Below are 13,234 nucleotides of genomic sequence, written 5' to 3'. Positions count from 1 at the left end.
CGCTGGTCAGCCCGTGATGGTGACGGGGCCGTAGTCGGAGAGGTTGGTGATGTTCATCTGGCTGAGGGACGTGGCCGGGGTCGAACTGCCGGGCATGTACACCCGATCCAGTGTGACGCCGGTGATCGGGGCACCGGGCTGGCCGTTGATCCGGCCCGGGGTCGTGCCGGCGTTGCGGATCCGCGCGTTGGTCACGGTGACCCCGTCGACGGGGCCGACGCCGTAGGTGTTGCCGGTCCACAGGACGAGCCAGGTGCGGTTGTTATCGTTGCTGTAGCTCAGCCGTTCCACGTCGACATCCTCGAAACGTATCTGGGAAGCCATGCCTGAGCCGTACTTGTGGTGGACGCCTATGCCGACGGCGGCGTCATAGACGACCGCACGGCGGAACGTCACACTCTCCTGGTTCTGGATGACGCCCTGGCCGACCTTGAACCCGTAGCAGAACGTCCACGACACGAGGTCTTCGAAGGTCACCCCGGAGAGCGGCCGGGGGTCGCCGGGCACGTTGCGGAACAGATCCACGGTGTTGTCCCAGGTCTTGGTACTGAACGGATCGTCATGGCCGATGCCGATCGCGTTGCTGACGGTCACGTTCGACGACTCCATGACGTCGATGCCGTCATTCTCGCCCATGCCGAAGCGGTTGAAGATCTTCAGGTTGCGAAAGGTCATGTTCGACGAGCGAGTCGGCATGATGGCCCAACTGCTCGACTCGCGGAAGGTGACCCCGTCCAGGGTGAACCCGTTTGTGTAGATGGGCGTGAGCAGGTTGACGCCGAGATTGCTCGGTTGCAGCGACGCCGCCCCGTTGCCGTCGATGACTCCACGCCCGTAGATCGAGATGTTGTTTGACGAGTAGCGGGTCGATATGAACCAGGTGACGTCGCGGTTCTGGGAATCCTTGTGCCAGTGCGTGGTGTAGTTGGCCCGCTCGCCGGTGTACCGCAGCACGGCGCCTTGCTCCAGGTAGAGCGCGAGGTCGCTGCGCAGGTAGAGGTTGCCGACGGTGTAGACGCCGGGCGGCACGTAGACGATGCCCTGCCGGCCGTTGGCCGAACCCCACGCGGCGGCGTCGTCCAGCGCCTGCTGGAACGCGGTGGTGACGTAGCCGCTGCCCGGATCCACGGAGTACGGAGCGTTGCGGACGTTGAAGATCCCCGTGCCGCTGGATGGGGGTCGATTGTTCTCCCCCGGGTCGATCGCGATGACGAGGTTGGGCCGGCCATCGAGCTTGACGATCAGGTACGCGTTGTCGTGCACGGTGAAGGTCAGGGTGGGGCCGCTGATGGAGCCGACGATACCGAGCTTCTGCGGGCTGATGCTGTACGCGCCGATGTTCGTGTTGTTGATCTTCGTTACCGCCAGGGTGGCGTCGCCGTCGCCCATCGCGAACTGCGCAATGTCGTAGCCCTGATAGCCGTTGTAGCCCGCATACGTCTGCACCGGCACGTTGCGGCCGTTGACGGTCAGTTGGTAGTCGGTCGACAAGGAGTAGATCGACTGCACCGGATAGATGGACGTGTTGGCGACCGCAGCTTCGGCGGCCTGTGGTGCGACGAGGACAGCCACCATGCCGACGATGACGGAGCCGACCGCGACCAGGCGGGAGACGAGAGACGGGCGGGGACAGTGGAGGGATCGGAGGTTCATGTGAGACTCATTCCTAGGGGCCCATCCGAGGGCGACCGGGAGCGGTTTGTCACAGCGGCGACCGACGCGGCCGGTCGCGAAGGTCTCGTCCATCGGGCCGTGGGGCACGATGTGGTCGAACGTGTCGCTGGCAAAGAATGAGAAGCCGTCGGCCTGCGGCGCGGCTGGGCCGGCGAGCAGTTCGCGCTGATGAAGCTTGGTGCGTGCGGCCTCGACGTGAGCCGTCACCGATCTTCAGGTTGTGGACGACGGACTTCCAACCCGTGCGTGTCGTGTCCTGCCGGCGATAAACGCCGTCGATCACGGTCCAGGCTCCGTCGACGGTGCTCGACGCCTCGGACGTCGCCGCCTCTCACGAGAAGTTGTCGCGGAACACGTCCGGCACGATCTCCACCTGGAAGGTGTCGACCTCGGTCGTCCCCATGTCACGCACCGCCTCGGCCGTGAGCCTGCACGATCCGGGGAGCATCGTCTCCCGGGTGGCGACCTTCACCTCGCCGGGGGCCCGAGATCCGTACCAGAAGTTCTTGCCCGGTCACGACGTTCGCAGCGACCACCAGGCGTGTGTCGCACCGGCCTAGCACGTGCTTGCGGGCGAGCGCCGCCATTAGCGTGGGGACGTTTCGATCTCATGATCGTGCCTCCAGGACGCGGTGTGATTCACCACGGTTTCATGATCGTGAATCGATTCACGACATGGGCGGAGCATAATGACGGCGTTGCGGCCGTGTCAACAGCCTGTTACGCGTCGTCTCCCGCGGCGGGAAGTGCCGTTGCGCGGACCACGAGCTCCGGCTCGGAACGCCCCTCCGTGTCCCGCTCGTTCTCGATACCGAGCACCTCAGGGTGGCGGATGGTCGCGAGCGGCACGATCGCCGCTGCTCGGACTGGACTTCGTCGACCCCTGGTACTGGTACCGCACCTACCTCGACGACCGGCGCACGTACCCCTACCAGCGGGAGGTGCCGGCCGCGCACGCCGCTGCGGTGGCCTGCGTCTCCTTCTTCGCCAACGACACCTTCGGCCACTTCGTACCGGAACCCGAGCTGTCACTGACCCTGGAGGTGGTGAGAAAGGCCGAGTACGGCTGACGCACTCACCGCCACGCCCGCAACCTCTTGCTCGAGGTGAGCCGGAGACGGTCAGGGCTCGCCGAGGTCGGTGCAGTGTGCGATCGTCGCATCGTCCGCCGGCACCGCGTCGCGCGCCTCCGCCTGCCGGACACGATGGATGATTTCGGCGGGTCCGCTCGACGCCAGGACGGCCATGACCTCTGGCCAGTCGGCGAGCTGGAACCGGTCCACGATGCGGCTGGCCCCATTGCTGAGCAGGACGGCGCCGGTCAGCTCGGAGATCGGACAGTTTCCGCTGATCGCCTCGGCTGCCGCCCGCGGGTCGTCTTTGGCCAGCCAGAAGCCGCCCGGCTGGTTCCGGTTGGCGCGCAAGTCTCGGAGGACTCGGTGGTACTCGTCGCTACCCTTGGCGGCGGCCTCGAGCGCGGGCTGGTACGACCGGCTGATGATCACCTCCCGGGGATCGGAGACGACGAGCGGCGCATCGTCGGCTCTGTCGAGCACGAGGACCGAGTCGCCGAGCACCAGATACTCGATGAGGCCGTCGGACAGGCGCAGGATGGCTACGGTCGCCGACGGACTGATGGGGTCGGCGACGTCGCAGGTGTTCCGGTGATCGTCCGTCACCTGCTCTATGGCCTCGGCGAGCAGCGCCGAAAGGCTGCGGTCCCGCACGAGTGACAAGAGGCTGAGGAGGTTGCCTCCTAGGCGGTTGGCGTACCAGGCCACGCCGTGCCGGCAGATCGATTCGGTGCCGGGGATGCCGGCGCCGTCGATCAGCACCGCTGCCGTCGGTACGGCGCCGGTGAAGTCCTCGTTCGCGCGGTCAGTCCGTTTGGCAGCGCTCGTCATCGTCACCCGCATGCCCTACCGCCGTCCTCCCGCCGATCAAGGCGCTCACCATAACAACCGCCGACCCGCTTGGAGTACACACATCTGGCGCCGCGCAGACGCGTGGGGCCCACAGTCCAGCCCTTGATCGGTATCCGGATTTGCCGCGATCCGCGCGGGTCCTGGCTGGGCGACTCGTCACCGTACGTGAGCCGGATGGCAACCGCACTCTACGTGCGCATCGACGACGCGTTGAAGGCCCAACCACGGCCGAAGATCGGCATCACACCGACGCTCACTAACGCCGAGCTGGTCACGCCGGCCGTGCTGTCGGGGGTGCCGTGGTACTGGGACATGGCTGAAGGGGCGTCCTGGCTCATGCTCCGGTGGAGCTGGCTGGAGGTCGTTCGGTGGTGACGCGGGTGTTCGCGGACGAGGAGCTTGAACGCGGCGCCGGGACTAGGAGACGGGCAGGGGTGTCGAGAGCCCGGCCTCGGTGGTGGCGGACCGCTCGGCGCGGCGCCGGCGCCGGTAGTAGTGCACGGTCACGATGCCGAGCAGCGGTCCCCAGGCGGCCAGCGGCGCGTACATGACCCAGAAAGCGACGGTCTGCCAACCGTGCACGATCAGGCCTGTGGGGCTCCCGTTGATCATCCGGCCGAAGGCGAACATGACCATCGCGTACGGGAAGATCAGCAGCACCGTCGCGCCGAGGCCGGCGGGGATGACAGCCGCCAGGACCGGCACCCGGCGGCCACCCAGGCCGGGGATCCAGCGCGGCCATACCTCACCCCACTGCGCGACCAGCCCGACGGTCAGGAACGCCATCGCCTCGCTGACCACACTGAGCGAGATGACGTACCACCACCCGCCGTCGATCAACACAGGGCCGTGGCCAGACGGGGGCGTCGCGCCGTACTCCAGCAGCGGTACGCCGAAGTTGAAGGCCGCGATCCGCCAGATGCCGGAGGGCAGGGGGGTCAGCGTGGTGGCGTACGCGGCCCACACGGCCCAGCGGGGCACGCCCGCCGCCGTCCGGCCGTGCAACTTCGCCAGGATGGCGCGCGCGGTCATGGGGAGTCTCCTTGTCTGAACACCCGACCGGCGCGGATCGTCATGACGTCCCCTGATCCGGTGGGCAACATGGTGTGCTGTCTCAAACGTCGCGCCACCCCGAGCTCCACACATCCCCCTCATGGGGGAGCCGCGCTTGCCCGGTGACGCGGACTATCGGACTCGTCTGCGATCGGTGCCTGTCATGCGTTCGGAGGCGGCAGCTGTGGCGACGTCACGCGGATAGGCATGCCTGCCGTGCAGGAGCACGACCGCGTTCGCCGCCAGCGGGACCAGCATGATCAGGAAGGCGTACCGCAATCCCTGGGCGCTGGTCGTGCCGCCCGGGCCGAGGACGTCGGCCAGAACGCCAAAGGTCACCGGGGCGACGGCTTCCGCGCCCACGCGGAGGAATGTGCGGACGCTCTCCGCGCGGCCCCAGAGCCGGAAGTGAACGACATCGAGGCGGGCGGCCTCCAGTGGGGGATTGGCCGCCGACAACGACGTGGCCGCGATGAACAGGAACGGCAGCGCGATCGCCACCGACGTGGTGAGCAGTCCCGGGACGAAGAAGACCGCGGCGGTGATATAGGCGACCGAGGGGATCACCATGCGGGCGCTGATGTGCCCGCGACGGGCGAACCGGTCGGCGATGCGCCCGCCACTGAGCACTCCCAGGAGCGCGCCGGCGCCGATGAGGAAGACCAGGCCCGTCAGCGCCGCTTGGCTGACACCGTACTGCCCATGAACGAAGACGACGGCGAAGGTCCGCAGACCGGCGAAGAAGAAATATCCGATCACCGAGGCGATGATCAAGACGACGTTCGTCCGGATGCTCAGTACATACTGCGTCGCCTGCCACAGGGACATGCGTACGGGGTCACGGCGAAGCACCAACGCCGGATCGGGGCCGATCCCGCGACGGCGCGCCGCGAGACGCACCGCGTCATCGTGATCCCGCCCTACACCGCTGCGGTCCTTGCTCTTGTCGGCCAATCCCGCCCTCGAAGTGAGCGTATCTGCGGGCAATCGACTCTGGCCGCCCCGCTTGGGCTCAGGCAGCTTGCGTGCGATGACGAATACGAAGGCGATTCCCAGGAGTGCGAGGAACCAGAACGCCGCGTGCCATGACAGAAGATGCGCGAGGGTGCTCCCAACCACCAGGCCGAAGCCGGCGCCGAGCATCTCACCGCTCAAGATGAAGCCGTAGATCCGGCCCCGTTCGGCAGCGGGAAAGAAGTCGCCGACGAGCGAGACGACCGTGGGCCCGGCCGCGGCGGTCAGAGCCCCGAGTGCCACCCGGGAAAGCAGGAGCCACGAGAGCGAATCGGCCAGGCCACCGACCAGCATGGCCAGGCTCCACAATGCGATACAGCCAGTGAGGAACCTCACTCGGCGTACGCGGTCCGTCAGGACGCCGACGGGCAGGACGGCGAGGGCGCCGGCCGCGGAGGAGACGGCGGTCAAGGATCCGAGTTCGGTATTGGTGATGTCCAGGGACTGCTTGATTTCCACGCCCACCGCTCCGACGGTTCCCTGGTCGGCGGTAACAAGGGCGAGAACGCATGCGAGCATGGCAATGACCCGAAACCGTGCAGGGCCGCCCACCACGGTAACCGTTCTTCGTGCGGCCCAATCGAGCACGGCGTGCGTCAATTGGTGCCGTTTATCCCCCGAGTTCGCGGACATCGACGTCTCCCACTGCATCTATGCCCGAAACGCACGCACCGGATATACGGGGGTCCAGCTGCTCTGGGGTACCGAGATCGTGCCGCGCGACGCCGCATCGCTGAGGCGTCGGCACCACGGAGATCACCGCTCCTCCCGGCGCTGCTGCTGGTGCGCGTGCTTGGCCAGGAACCGGGATCGGCCGAGGATGACGATGCCCGCCACCAGTGCGATCAGGCCGGCCACCTCGCCTGCGAGCGCTTCCGGAGTGACCCGCAGATGCTCGGAGAAGATCGCCGCTCCGAGCACGATCCCGATGATCGGCTCGGCGGCGGTGGTGGCCGGCAACGAGATCTGCAGCGGAGCGGCGTCGAACGCGCTCTGGTTGAGGAGCAACCCCACCACGGCGACGCACGGCAGCACGTACGGTTGCCAGGTCTCGAGCACGCTCAGCCCGTTGCCGAGGGTGAGCAGGGTACTGCGGGTCAGCACGTCCTGCACCCCGTACAGCACTCCGGCCGCGGCGGCCAGCGACATCGCCTTGACCTTCAGGGAACGCCGCAGACCGAACAGGACCAGCGCCGCCGCGGCCATGACCACCGGGAGCGCCGCGAGCCACCGCATGGAAACCGGATCTGGAAGATGGCCGCCTTGAGGCCGCCCGGCGAAGAGGAAAAGGGCCACTCCTCCGCTCACCAGTACGGCGCCCAGTTGCAGCATGCGGCCGAACGGTTCCTTGTAGATGACATGGGCCGCGGTCAGGGCGAACAGCAGGTTCATCGCGAGAAGCGGCGTCACCTGCGCCACATCCGCCTCCCGCAGCGCGACAGCGCTGAGGAGTTGGCCACCGAGCATCAGCCCGATCCCGGCCAGCCACAACGGCATGCGCATGAGGTCCAGCAGCAGGCGCGCGTGCAGCATCTCCTCAAGGGGTTCGCGATACGCGGCGTGCTGTTGGGCGACGAAGCCGATGCCGAGAAGGCACGCCGCCCCCAGAGAGATCATTATGATCATCAATGGCGGCCCTCTCCGATGTCCTGCTCGACGGGAACGAGTGTCGAGGCGGAAAGGTGTCCCCCATGTCGTGATCACCCATGCCCACCGTTAGAGGCCCTTTCGGACGGGTTTCGATCGGGCAGCCTCCCGTTGAGGCTTCCCCAAACGCTGGCTCCGTAACTGAGGCGGGCCTGGTCTGATCTGCCTCGATGCGGTGATGGGCGGTGCGGCGCTGCCGTGTGCTGGGCCCTCGTCTCCCATCTGGGAGTCCGGTCTAAGGCGGAAGCCGGGCCCATGCCGGGTCCGGATTCCGCTCAGGGAAGCCCCCGGAGTCAGCGGTTCCGGCTCATCCCCAGGAACGTCGCGCCCAGCCCGAGCACGAGGGCGATGCAGTCCGGCGGCTGGCTCCTCTGGTGAACGCGTTGGTCGAATCGGCGGTCACGCCGGACGTACCGTGACGCTTCGACGGACGCGCCGTCACCGGGCCAGGGGACGGTGAGCCGGTCGTACGCGTACTGAGCGTTCACGACGGCTTCGCCGTTGGACTCGGCCCAACCGGCGAGCACGCGGATCGGGTCGGGCATCTGGCCGTGCAGATCGCCAAGGCACGCGGCGCGTACGTCTCCAGGCCATCATGAGATGGGCGACGCGGTGTGGTCAGCGGGAAGGTAGACCGTACAGCCGCTTTCGCGAGCCCGGCGCGCGGCGGGGATCCGCGCCGCGGTGTTCCTGGGAAGCCTGTGTTCGGCGTCCTCCCAGCTGAGGAACTCGGCGTCATCGAGCTCGTCGGCTTGGAGCCTGATCTGGCTGGGGTCGGTGATGGTGCCGCCGCCGAAGAGGAAGTTCATCATGGCGCGAGGCCGTTCCCCCTGCGGTGGTGACCAGTCCACCACCAGCAAGTCTCCGACCTGGACATCCAGCCCGAGCTCTTCAAGGATCTCCCGCATGGCGCACTCATGCGGAGCCTCCCCGGCTTCGACGACGCCACCAGGGATCGCCCAATGTGGGCGGTAGTTCGGCTTGACGAGCAGGACGCGGTCGTCGTCGTCAGTCAGCAGCATGCACGCCGAGAGGTATGCCGTCGGCAGGCTCGCATACCAGTCAGCCGGCTCGAGGTACGGCTTACTCATTTCGTTCATTCGTACCACCACGTTGCTCACAGGCCTGATGCGGCCGATGCCCTGTTCCAGAACCGAGCGCAGGCGACGTTCGCCGCAAATCAGCCATACCCGCGCCCGCCGAGCATGACCTCCCACGTAATCGCCACGGTGCAGGTGCCGACGGCATTCTCGACCTTGCAGCGGCCACCACATCAGGAGAGTGACATGACCGCCATCAAGGCACCTGAGTCCGCCCTTCCCCGGGCGGCCGATCCCGGGCGGGGGACTCTGCTGGTCCTCCTGTCCGGCCTCTTCATCACCACCCTCGACTTCTTCATAGTCAACGTGGCGATCCCCGCCATCCAGCGCGACCTGCACGCCACACCTTCGCAGATCCAGTTCGTCGTGGCCGGGTTCGGTCTCGCGCTGGCCGCCGGACTGATCACCGCCGGGAGACTGGGGGACCTGTACGGGCGGCGCCGGATGTTCGTCGTCGGCCTGGCCGCCTTCACGGTGGCGTCGCTGCTCTGCGGGGCGGCGCCCACCGCCGAAGTTCTGATCGGCGCCAGGGTCGGCCAGGGCCTCGGCGCGGCGCTGCTGATGCCGCAGGTCCTGGCGATCATCAACACTGTCTACACCGGCGAGCACCGGGCGAAGGCCTTCAACGCGTACGGCGTCACGATGGGCTTCGGAGGCGTGTTCGGGCAGCTCATCGGCGGTGTGCTGATCAACGCGGACCTGGCGGGGCTGGGCTGGCGCACCATCTTCCTGATCAACGTGCCGATAGGCGCGCTCGCCATCGCCCTGGCCCCGCGCCTGGTGCCCGAATCCCGCCTCCCCGGCGGCGGCCCGCGGCTGGATCTGGGCGGCACCGTGCTCGCCTCGCTCGGCCTGGTCGCCATCGTCTTCCCGCTCGTGCAGGGCAGCGAGCAGGGCTGGCCCGCGTGGACCTGGCTGTGCCTGGCGGCGGCGGCCGTCCTGCTGACCTCTTTCGCGCTCCACCAGCGGCGGGTCGCCGCGCCCCTGGTCGACCCCGGGCTGTTCCGGCATCGCTCCTTCTCCACGGGCACGGTGGTCAGCCTGCTGCACGCGATGACGATGGGCTCGTTCTTCCTGATCCTGGCGCTCTACCTCCAGCAGGGCCGCGGGCTGGACGCCCTGGACTCCGGGCTCATCTTCCTTCCGCTGGGCCTGGGCTACTTCGCGTCCTCGACGCAGGCCGCCAAGGTCGCGGCGAGACTCGGCCGCCAGGTCGTCGCGCTGGGCGCGCTGATCATGGCCGTCGGCTACGGCGTCCTCGCCCAAACCGCCACCGCCCTGGGCGATCACGGGCCCATCGGCTGGATCATCCCCGGGCTCGTGGTCGCCGGCGCCGGGATGGGGCTGGTCATGGCACCGCTGCCCGCGCTGGTCCTGAACGGAGTGGATCCCAGGCACGCGGCCGCCGCGTCCGGTGTGCTGAGCACCGCGCAGCAGGCGGGCGGCGCGATCGGCGTGGCCGTGGTCGGCATGGTCTTCTACGGGGCGCTGGGTACCTACCCGCACGCCTTCGCCATGGGCCTGCTCCTCCTCGTCGCGTTGGACGTGATGGTCGCCGCCCTCGTCCAGGCTCTACCCCGCACGAACCGCTGACCCGCGGTTCTTGCGGACGAAGTGCTCGGCGACGAACCGCAGGCCGAGGTAGCCCACCGGCCAAGCGATCATGGCCCACCGTCCGGCGACGAGGGCGGCGGGGATGGAGAGCGCGAACATGATCGTCGTCGCTCCGGCCCAGGCCCGGATTCCCTTGACCACGGCGGGAGCTCGCCCTGCACGCCCCGACTATGTGCGCCGGTCCCGTCCCTGCACGCTGGACGGGATCGTCCACCAGATCACCACTCCGGCCCTGATCTTCGACCCGGACAACGACTTCGCCTTCAAGGGCGAGCCCATGCGGCTGCACCAGGCCCTCACCAGCCCGAACACCATCATCTCCCTCGCCGAGCCGGAAGGGCTCGGTGAGCACTGCAGCTATGGCGGGCGCGCCACGTTGCACCAGCACATGTTCGACTGGCTCGACCGCACCCTCTCACTTGCTTGAGATGAACCCGGAGGCCGCGGGGCGCGTATCTCCACCTACAGGCCGCTTGGCCGTTCCACAGGAAAGGTTCAGGTCAATGACCCTGTCCGTCGCGGTATCGGGAATGAGTTGCGGGCACTGCGCTTCGGCGATCCGGGAGCAGGTCCTGCCGTTGCAGGGCGTCGAGCGGGTGGAGGTGAACGTGCCGGAGGGCCGCGTCACGGTGAGCGGGGGGCCGTCGCTTGAGGAGTCGCAGGTGCGCGCGGCGATCGTTGAGGCGGGCTATCGGGTGGTCTCCTGATCCGGCAGCCGTCTGCTCAGGTCTTCGGTGTACGTGCCCACGTCGGCCCGCACCCCATAACGGGCCGCCCGCACATCGCCCTGGCCTCACCGGTGCCGTAAGGAGCCGAAGACGATCAGCGTCGCTCACTTCCCTCCAGCGTGTTCCATGAGCATGGGCCGTAGCCGACCGGCGAGTTCGTGGACGGTCCGCTCCATCTCGTCTGTGAGGGAGGTGACGGCGGCGCCGAGGGCACGACGGAGTTCAGGTTCGGAGAGGGAGCGGACGAGCGTCGCTTCCAGCGGCACCGTCAGTTCGTCAGGCAGGAGATGAGCACCCTTGGCATAGCCGGAGGGGTGGCCCAGCCGCAGGCAGGCGAGGGTGATCGTGTGGTCGCGGATGGCACTGATCCAGTGTTCGGCCTGCCACCAACGGCCACGTTCGATGCAGACCCGGGCGTGCAGGACGTGGTGCCAGCACAGACCGACCAGGTTGTCGATGTCGGGTGTGGAGAAGGGCGCCAGTTGGCGCGCCTGGCCGAAGAGGGTCCGCCACTGCGGCCCTCGCGCGCCGAACTCTGATTCGGCAGCGAAGGTGAGGTCGATTTCCAGCCAGCCGGGCAGCAGGAACACGCGGATGATCCTCGAGCTTGCCGGCAGGTCCCAGTGGTGCACCGCGCCGAGTTCCTCGTAGAGCCATCGTGTCCAGCGGTTCAGCGGCGCGGTGAGATCGTCGCGTACGGCGAGCACCAGATCGATGTCCGACCACCGGTCGCCGTCTCCGACGGCGTTCGAGCCCGTCAGAGCCGCACCGACGATCGCGTCGTCGGATTCGGCGAGCTTGAGCAGGCGCGCTTGGACGTGATCGCGTTCCTCGACGGAGAACACTGTGAGGGCCCCTTCACTCCGCGGTGCCGGCGAAGGTTTGCCGGTAATGTTCGGTCGCCTGGGCCATGTCGGAGCTGATGAGGTCGAAGAACCGGCTTGCCGTCTGGAGCCGGACGCCGGCCGGGGTGTGGGCGCCGAGGACGTCGACGCCTTCCCGGACGGTATCGGCCCACAGCGTCATCGACCGCATGCCCACCAACCACGCCCGGTACCAGACGTCAGCGTCGATGCTGTACCGCTCACGCCGGTTGTCACGCTCGCGTTTGACGAGTCCCACCTGCTCGAGCCAGTTGACCCCCTTGGAGATCGACGCGGGGCTGACACGCAGCCGCTCAGTCAGGTCGGCGACGGTCAGGTTGCCGGTATCGCTGGTGAACAGGGAGGCCATCACCCTGGCCGCCATCGTCGGCACCCCTCCGAACCTCTCAGTGAGTTTCTGCTCGAGTTCGCGTACTGCCTGAGGGTCACGCCCGTTGGCATCCGCGGTCGCCGGCGTACCCGACGGCGGGTGAGGCCGGCGGCGGGCGCGCCATTCGGTCGCCTGCTGCGCCCGTGCCGCGCGGTAGCCGTGCGGGCCGCCGTTGCGTGTGATCTCGCGGCCGACGGTCGACCTCGGCCGCCCCAGACGGCGGGCGATCTCCGCGTAGGCGAGCCCTTCCGCCAGTCCTTCGGCGATCTTGCGGCGGTCCTCGTACGTCAGGTGGCCTCCCGGCATGCGCCCTCCCTCGTCGCGGACGCACAAGTATGCCTTCAAGCGTGCTTGATTGCTACACGCGGCGTTGAGGTTGTTGCATTTGCCAGCACGGTTGTTGCGCCAATTACCCCTGGCTGACCTGCGGTAGCAACGTTTCCGCCTTGCTGAATCCTTAAACGCATCCGTAGCTTTTCCATGTGCGTGAACGATCGCCACGGGCGACGTAGATCACTATTGAGACAAGGAGACCCCTGGCAATGGCTGCCAAGGTATGCCTCGTAACCGGCGCCTCATCCGGCATCGGCCACGCCACCGCACTCGAGCTCCTGCGCGCAGGACACATCGTGTACGGCGTGGCGCGGCGGGTGCACATGATGGAGGCGATCCGCGAAGCGGGAGGTCACGCCCTGCCGATGGACGTGACCAAGGAAGAAGATCTCCAGCGGGTCGTCCGTACCGTCCTGGACGAACACCAGCGGATCGACGTCCTGGTGAACAACGCGGGAGCCGTCGTGCACGGCGCGGTCGAGGACACGCCGCTGGAGATGGCGCGAGACGAGTTCGAGGTCAACGTGTTCGCGCCGGCCCGCCTGATCCAGCTCGTCCTGCCGCAGATGCGGGGGCAGCGATCGGGCACGATCGTCAACGTGTCCTCGATCGGCGGCGAGCTGGCCCTTCCACTCGGCGCCTGGTACTACGCCTCCAAGCATGCCCTGGAGGCCTTCTCCGACACGCTCCGCATGGAGACCGGGCAGTTCGGCATCGACGTCGTCGTCATCCAGCCCGGCATCATCAAGACCGATTTCGAGGCCGGGACCGCGCGGCAACTGCGGGAGATCTCCGGGAACGGGGCCTACAAGCGGATGGTCGAGGCCATGGCACGCGCGGCCGAGATGCCGATGGAAGGCAGCCCGGCCTCGGACCCCGGCGTCGTCGCGAC

The 13,234-nt window shown here is 67.7% G+C and carries 17 protein-coding genes; 6 read left to right on the top strand and 11 right to left on the bottom strand.

Going from position 1 to position 13,234, the window contains the following annotated elements; all coding sequences use genetic code 11:
- Positions 1-6: 6 nt before the first annotated feature.
- Both AB0J09_RS16915 and AB0J09_RS16910 read right to left on the bottom strand, forming a co-directional pair.
- Positions 7-1,653: a glycosyl hydrolase family 28 protein gene (locus AB0J09_RS16915; protein WP_360691017.1), complete on the bottom strand. Its 1,647-nt coding sequence runs from the start codon at positions 1,651-1,653 to the stop codon at positions 7-9.
- Between the two features lie 352 nt (positions 1,654-2,005).
- Positions 2,006-2,146 carry a hypothetical protein gene (locus AB0J09_RS16910; protein ID WP_360691014.1) on the bottom strand — a complete coding sequence of 47 codons (141 nt, stop codon included), beginning with the start codon at positions 2,144-2,146 and terminating at the stop codon, positions 2,006-2,008.
- A gap of 469 nt (positions 2,147-2,615) precedes the next feature.
- Between AB0J09_RS16910 and AB0J09_RS16905 the strand changes: the two genes are divergently transcribed.
- The gene (locus AB0J09_RS16905; protein ID WP_360691011.1) at positions 2,616-2,744 is read left to right on the top strand and encodes a hypothetical protein; all 129 of its coding nucleotides are present in this window, start codon (positions 2,616-2,618) and stop codon (positions 2,742-2,744) included.
- Positions 2,745-2,795: 51 nt separating this feature from the next.
- Here AB0J09_RS16905 and AB0J09_RS16900 read toward each other — a convergent pair whose 3' ends face one another.
- A complete protein-coding gene (locus AB0J09_RS16900; RefSeq protein WP_360691008.1) occupies positions 2,796-3,509 on the bottom strand; it encodes an integrase in 714 nt (237 codons plus the stop codon).
- Between the two features lie 264 nt (positions 3,510-3,773).
- Here AB0J09_RS16900 and AB0J09_RS16895 point away from each other — a divergent pair, with 264 nt between their 5' ends.
- Positions 3,774-3,974 (top strand): hypothetical protein, encoded by a 201-nt coding sequence (locus AB0J09_RS16895; protein ID WP_360691005.1) that lies wholly within the window; start codon positions 3,774-3,776, stop codon positions 3,972-3,974.
- 42 nt (positions 3,975-4,016) lie between these two features.
- Here AB0J09_RS16895 and AB0J09_RS16890 read toward each other — a convergent pair whose 3' ends face one another.
- From AB0J09_RS16890 to AB0J09_RS16870, 5 genes are all read right to left on the bottom strand, one after another.
- On the bottom strand, positions 4,017-4,631 hold the full coding sequence (locus AB0J09_RS16890) for a hypothetical protein (protein ID WP_360691002.1): 615 nt from the start codon (positions 4,629-4,631) through the stop codon (positions 4,017-4,019).
- 153 nt (positions 4,632-4,784) lie between these two features.
- Complete coding sequence (locus tag AB0J09_RS16885; protein WP_360690999.1) at positions 4,785-6,185, bottom strand: MFS transporter; 1,401 nt, start codon at positions 6,183-6,185, stop codon at positions 4,785-4,787.
- Positions 6,186-6,422: 237 nt separating this feature from the next.
- The gene (locus AB0J09_RS16880; protein WP_360690996.1) at positions 6,423-7,283 is read right to left on the bottom strand and encodes a DMT family transporter; all 861 of its coding nucleotides are present in this window, start codon (positions 7,281-7,283) and stop codon (positions 6,423-6,425) included.
- 323 nt (positions 7,284-7,606) lie between these two features.
- The gene (locus AB0J09_RS16875) at positions 7,607-7,858 is read right to left on the bottom strand and encodes a hypothetical protein (protein ID WP_360690993.1); all 252 of its coding nucleotides are present in this window, start codon (positions 7,856-7,858) and stop codon (positions 7,607-7,609) included.
- Between the two features lie 48 nt (positions 7,859-7,906).
- Entirely contained in the window at positions 7,907-8,587 is a 681-nt protein-coding gene (locus tag AB0J09_RS16870) for an NUDIX hydrolase (protein WP_360690990.1), read from the bottom strand.
- A 12-nt stretch (positions 8,588-8,599) separates the two neighbouring features.
- Here AB0J09_RS16870 and AB0J09_RS16865 point away from each other — a divergent pair, with 12 nt between their 5' ends.
- On the top strand, positions 8,600-10,006 hold the full coding sequence (locus AB0J09_RS16865; RefSeq protein ID WP_360690987.1) for an MFS transporter: 1,407 nt from the start codon (positions 8,600-8,602) through the stop codon (positions 10,004-10,006).
- On the opposite strand, the gene AB0J09_RS16860 is transcribed toward AB0J09_RS16865, so the two are convergent.
- Positions 9,986-10,126 carry a hypothetical protein gene (locus AB0J09_RS16860; RefSeq protein ID WP_360690984.1) on the bottom strand — a complete coding sequence of 47 codons (141 nt, stop codon included), beginning with the start codon at positions 10,124-10,126 and terminating at the stop codon, positions 9,986-9,988. The genes AB0J09_RS16865 and AB0J09_RS16860 overlap by 21 nt on opposite strands.
- Here AB0J09_RS16860 and AB0J09_RS16855 point away from each other — a divergent pair.
- Positions 10,125-10,454: a hypothetical protein gene (locus tag AB0J09_RS16855; RefSeq protein ID WP_360690981.1), complete on the top strand. Its 330-nt coding sequence runs from the start codon at positions 10,125-10,127 to the stop codon at positions 10,452-10,454. The two genes, AB0J09_RS16860 and AB0J09_RS16855, sit on opposite strands and share 2 nt — an antisense overlap.
- A 76-nt stretch (positions 10,455-10,530) precedes the next feature.
- Entirely contained in the window at positions 10,531-10,734 is a 204-nt protein-coding gene (locus tag AB0J09_RS16850) for a heavy-metal-associated domain-containing protein (protein WP_360690978.1), read from the top strand.
- A gap of 125 nt (positions 10,735-10,859) precedes the next feature.
- Here AB0J09_RS16850 and AB0J09_RS16845 read toward each other — a convergent pair whose 3' ends face one another.
- Together AB0J09_RS16845 and AB0J09_RS16840 are read right to left on the bottom strand one after the other, a co-directional pair.
- On the bottom strand, positions 10,860-11,600 hold the full coding sequence (locus tag AB0J09_RS16845) for a hypothetical protein (protein ID WP_360690975.1): 741 nt from the start codon (positions 11,598-11,600) through the stop codon (positions 10,860-10,862).
- 13 nt (positions 11,601-11,613) lie between these two features.
- On the bottom strand, positions 11,614-12,315 hold the full coding sequence (locus AB0J09_RS16840; RefSeq protein ID WP_360690972.1) for a helix-turn-helix domain-containing protein: 702 nt from the start codon (positions 12,313-12,315) through the stop codon (positions 11,614-11,616).
- 236 nt (positions 12,316-12,551) lie between these two features.
- On the opposite strand from AB0J09_RS16840, the gene AB0J09_RS16835 reads away from it, so the two are divergent.
- The coding region (locus AB0J09_RS16835; RefSeq protein WP_360690968.1) for an SDR family NAD(P)-dependent oxidoreductase at positions 12,552-13,234 on the top strand (683 nt) is incomplete at its 3' end.

The organism is Nonomuraea sp. NPDC049784 (assembly GCF_040659615.1).
In the GTDB taxonomy this organism is placed as follows: domain Bacteria; phylum Actinomycetota; class Actinomycetes; order Streptosporangiales; family Streptosporangiaceae; genus Nonomuraea.
This window is presented reverse-complemented; position numbering and strand designations above follow the sequence as displayed.

Coding starts and splice junctions, on each gene's coding strand:
- AB0J09_RS16865 (WP_360690987.1), top strand. CDS start 8,600: ATGACCGCCATCAAGGCACCTGAGTCCGCCCTTCCCCGGGCGGCCGAT.
- AB0J09_RS16880 (WP_360690996.1), bottom strand. CDS start 7,283: ATGATCTCTCTGGGGGCGGCGTGCCTTCTCGGCATCGGCTTCGTCGCC.
- AB0J09_RS16875 (WP_360690993.1), bottom strand. CDS start 7,858: ATGCCCGACCCGATCCGCGTGCTCGCCGGTTGGGCCGAGTCCAACGGC.
- AB0J09_RS16870 (WP_360690990.1), bottom strand. CDS start 8,587: ATGTGGTGGCCGCTGCAAGGTCGAGAATGCCGTCGGCACCTGCACCGT.
- AB0J09_RS16895 (WP_360691005.1), top strand. CDS start 3,774: ATGGCAACCGCACTCTACGTGCGCATCGACGACGCGTTGAAGGCCCAA.
- AB0J09_RS16915 (WP_360691017.1), bottom strand. CDS start 1,653: ATGAACCTCCGATCCCTCCACTGTCCCCGCCCGTCTCTCGTCTCCCGC.
- AB0J09_RS16885 (WP_360690999.1), bottom strand. CDS start 6,185: ATGCTCGCATGCGTTCTCGCCCTTGTTACCGCCGACCAGGGAACCGTC.
- AB0J09_RS16850 (WP_360690978.1), top strand. CDS start 10,531: ATGACCCTGTCCGTCGCGGTATCGGGAATGAGTTGCGGGCACTGCGCT.
- AB0J09_RS16890 (WP_360691002.1), bottom strand. CDS start 4,631: ATGACCGCGCGCGCCATCCTGGCGAAGTTGCACGGCCGGACGGCGGCG.
- AB0J09_RS16840 (WP_360690972.1), bottom strand. CDS start 12,315: ATGCCGGGAGGCCACCTGACGTACGAGGACCGCCGCAAGATCGCCGAA.
- AB0J09_RS16860 (WP_360690984.1), bottom strand. CDS start 10,126: ATGTTCGCGCTCTCCATCCCCGCCGCCCTCGTCGCCGGACGGTGGGCC.
- AB0J09_RS16855 (WP_360690981.1), top strand. CDS start 10,125: ATGATCGTCGTCGCTCCGGCCCAGGCCCGGATTCCCTTGACCACGGCG.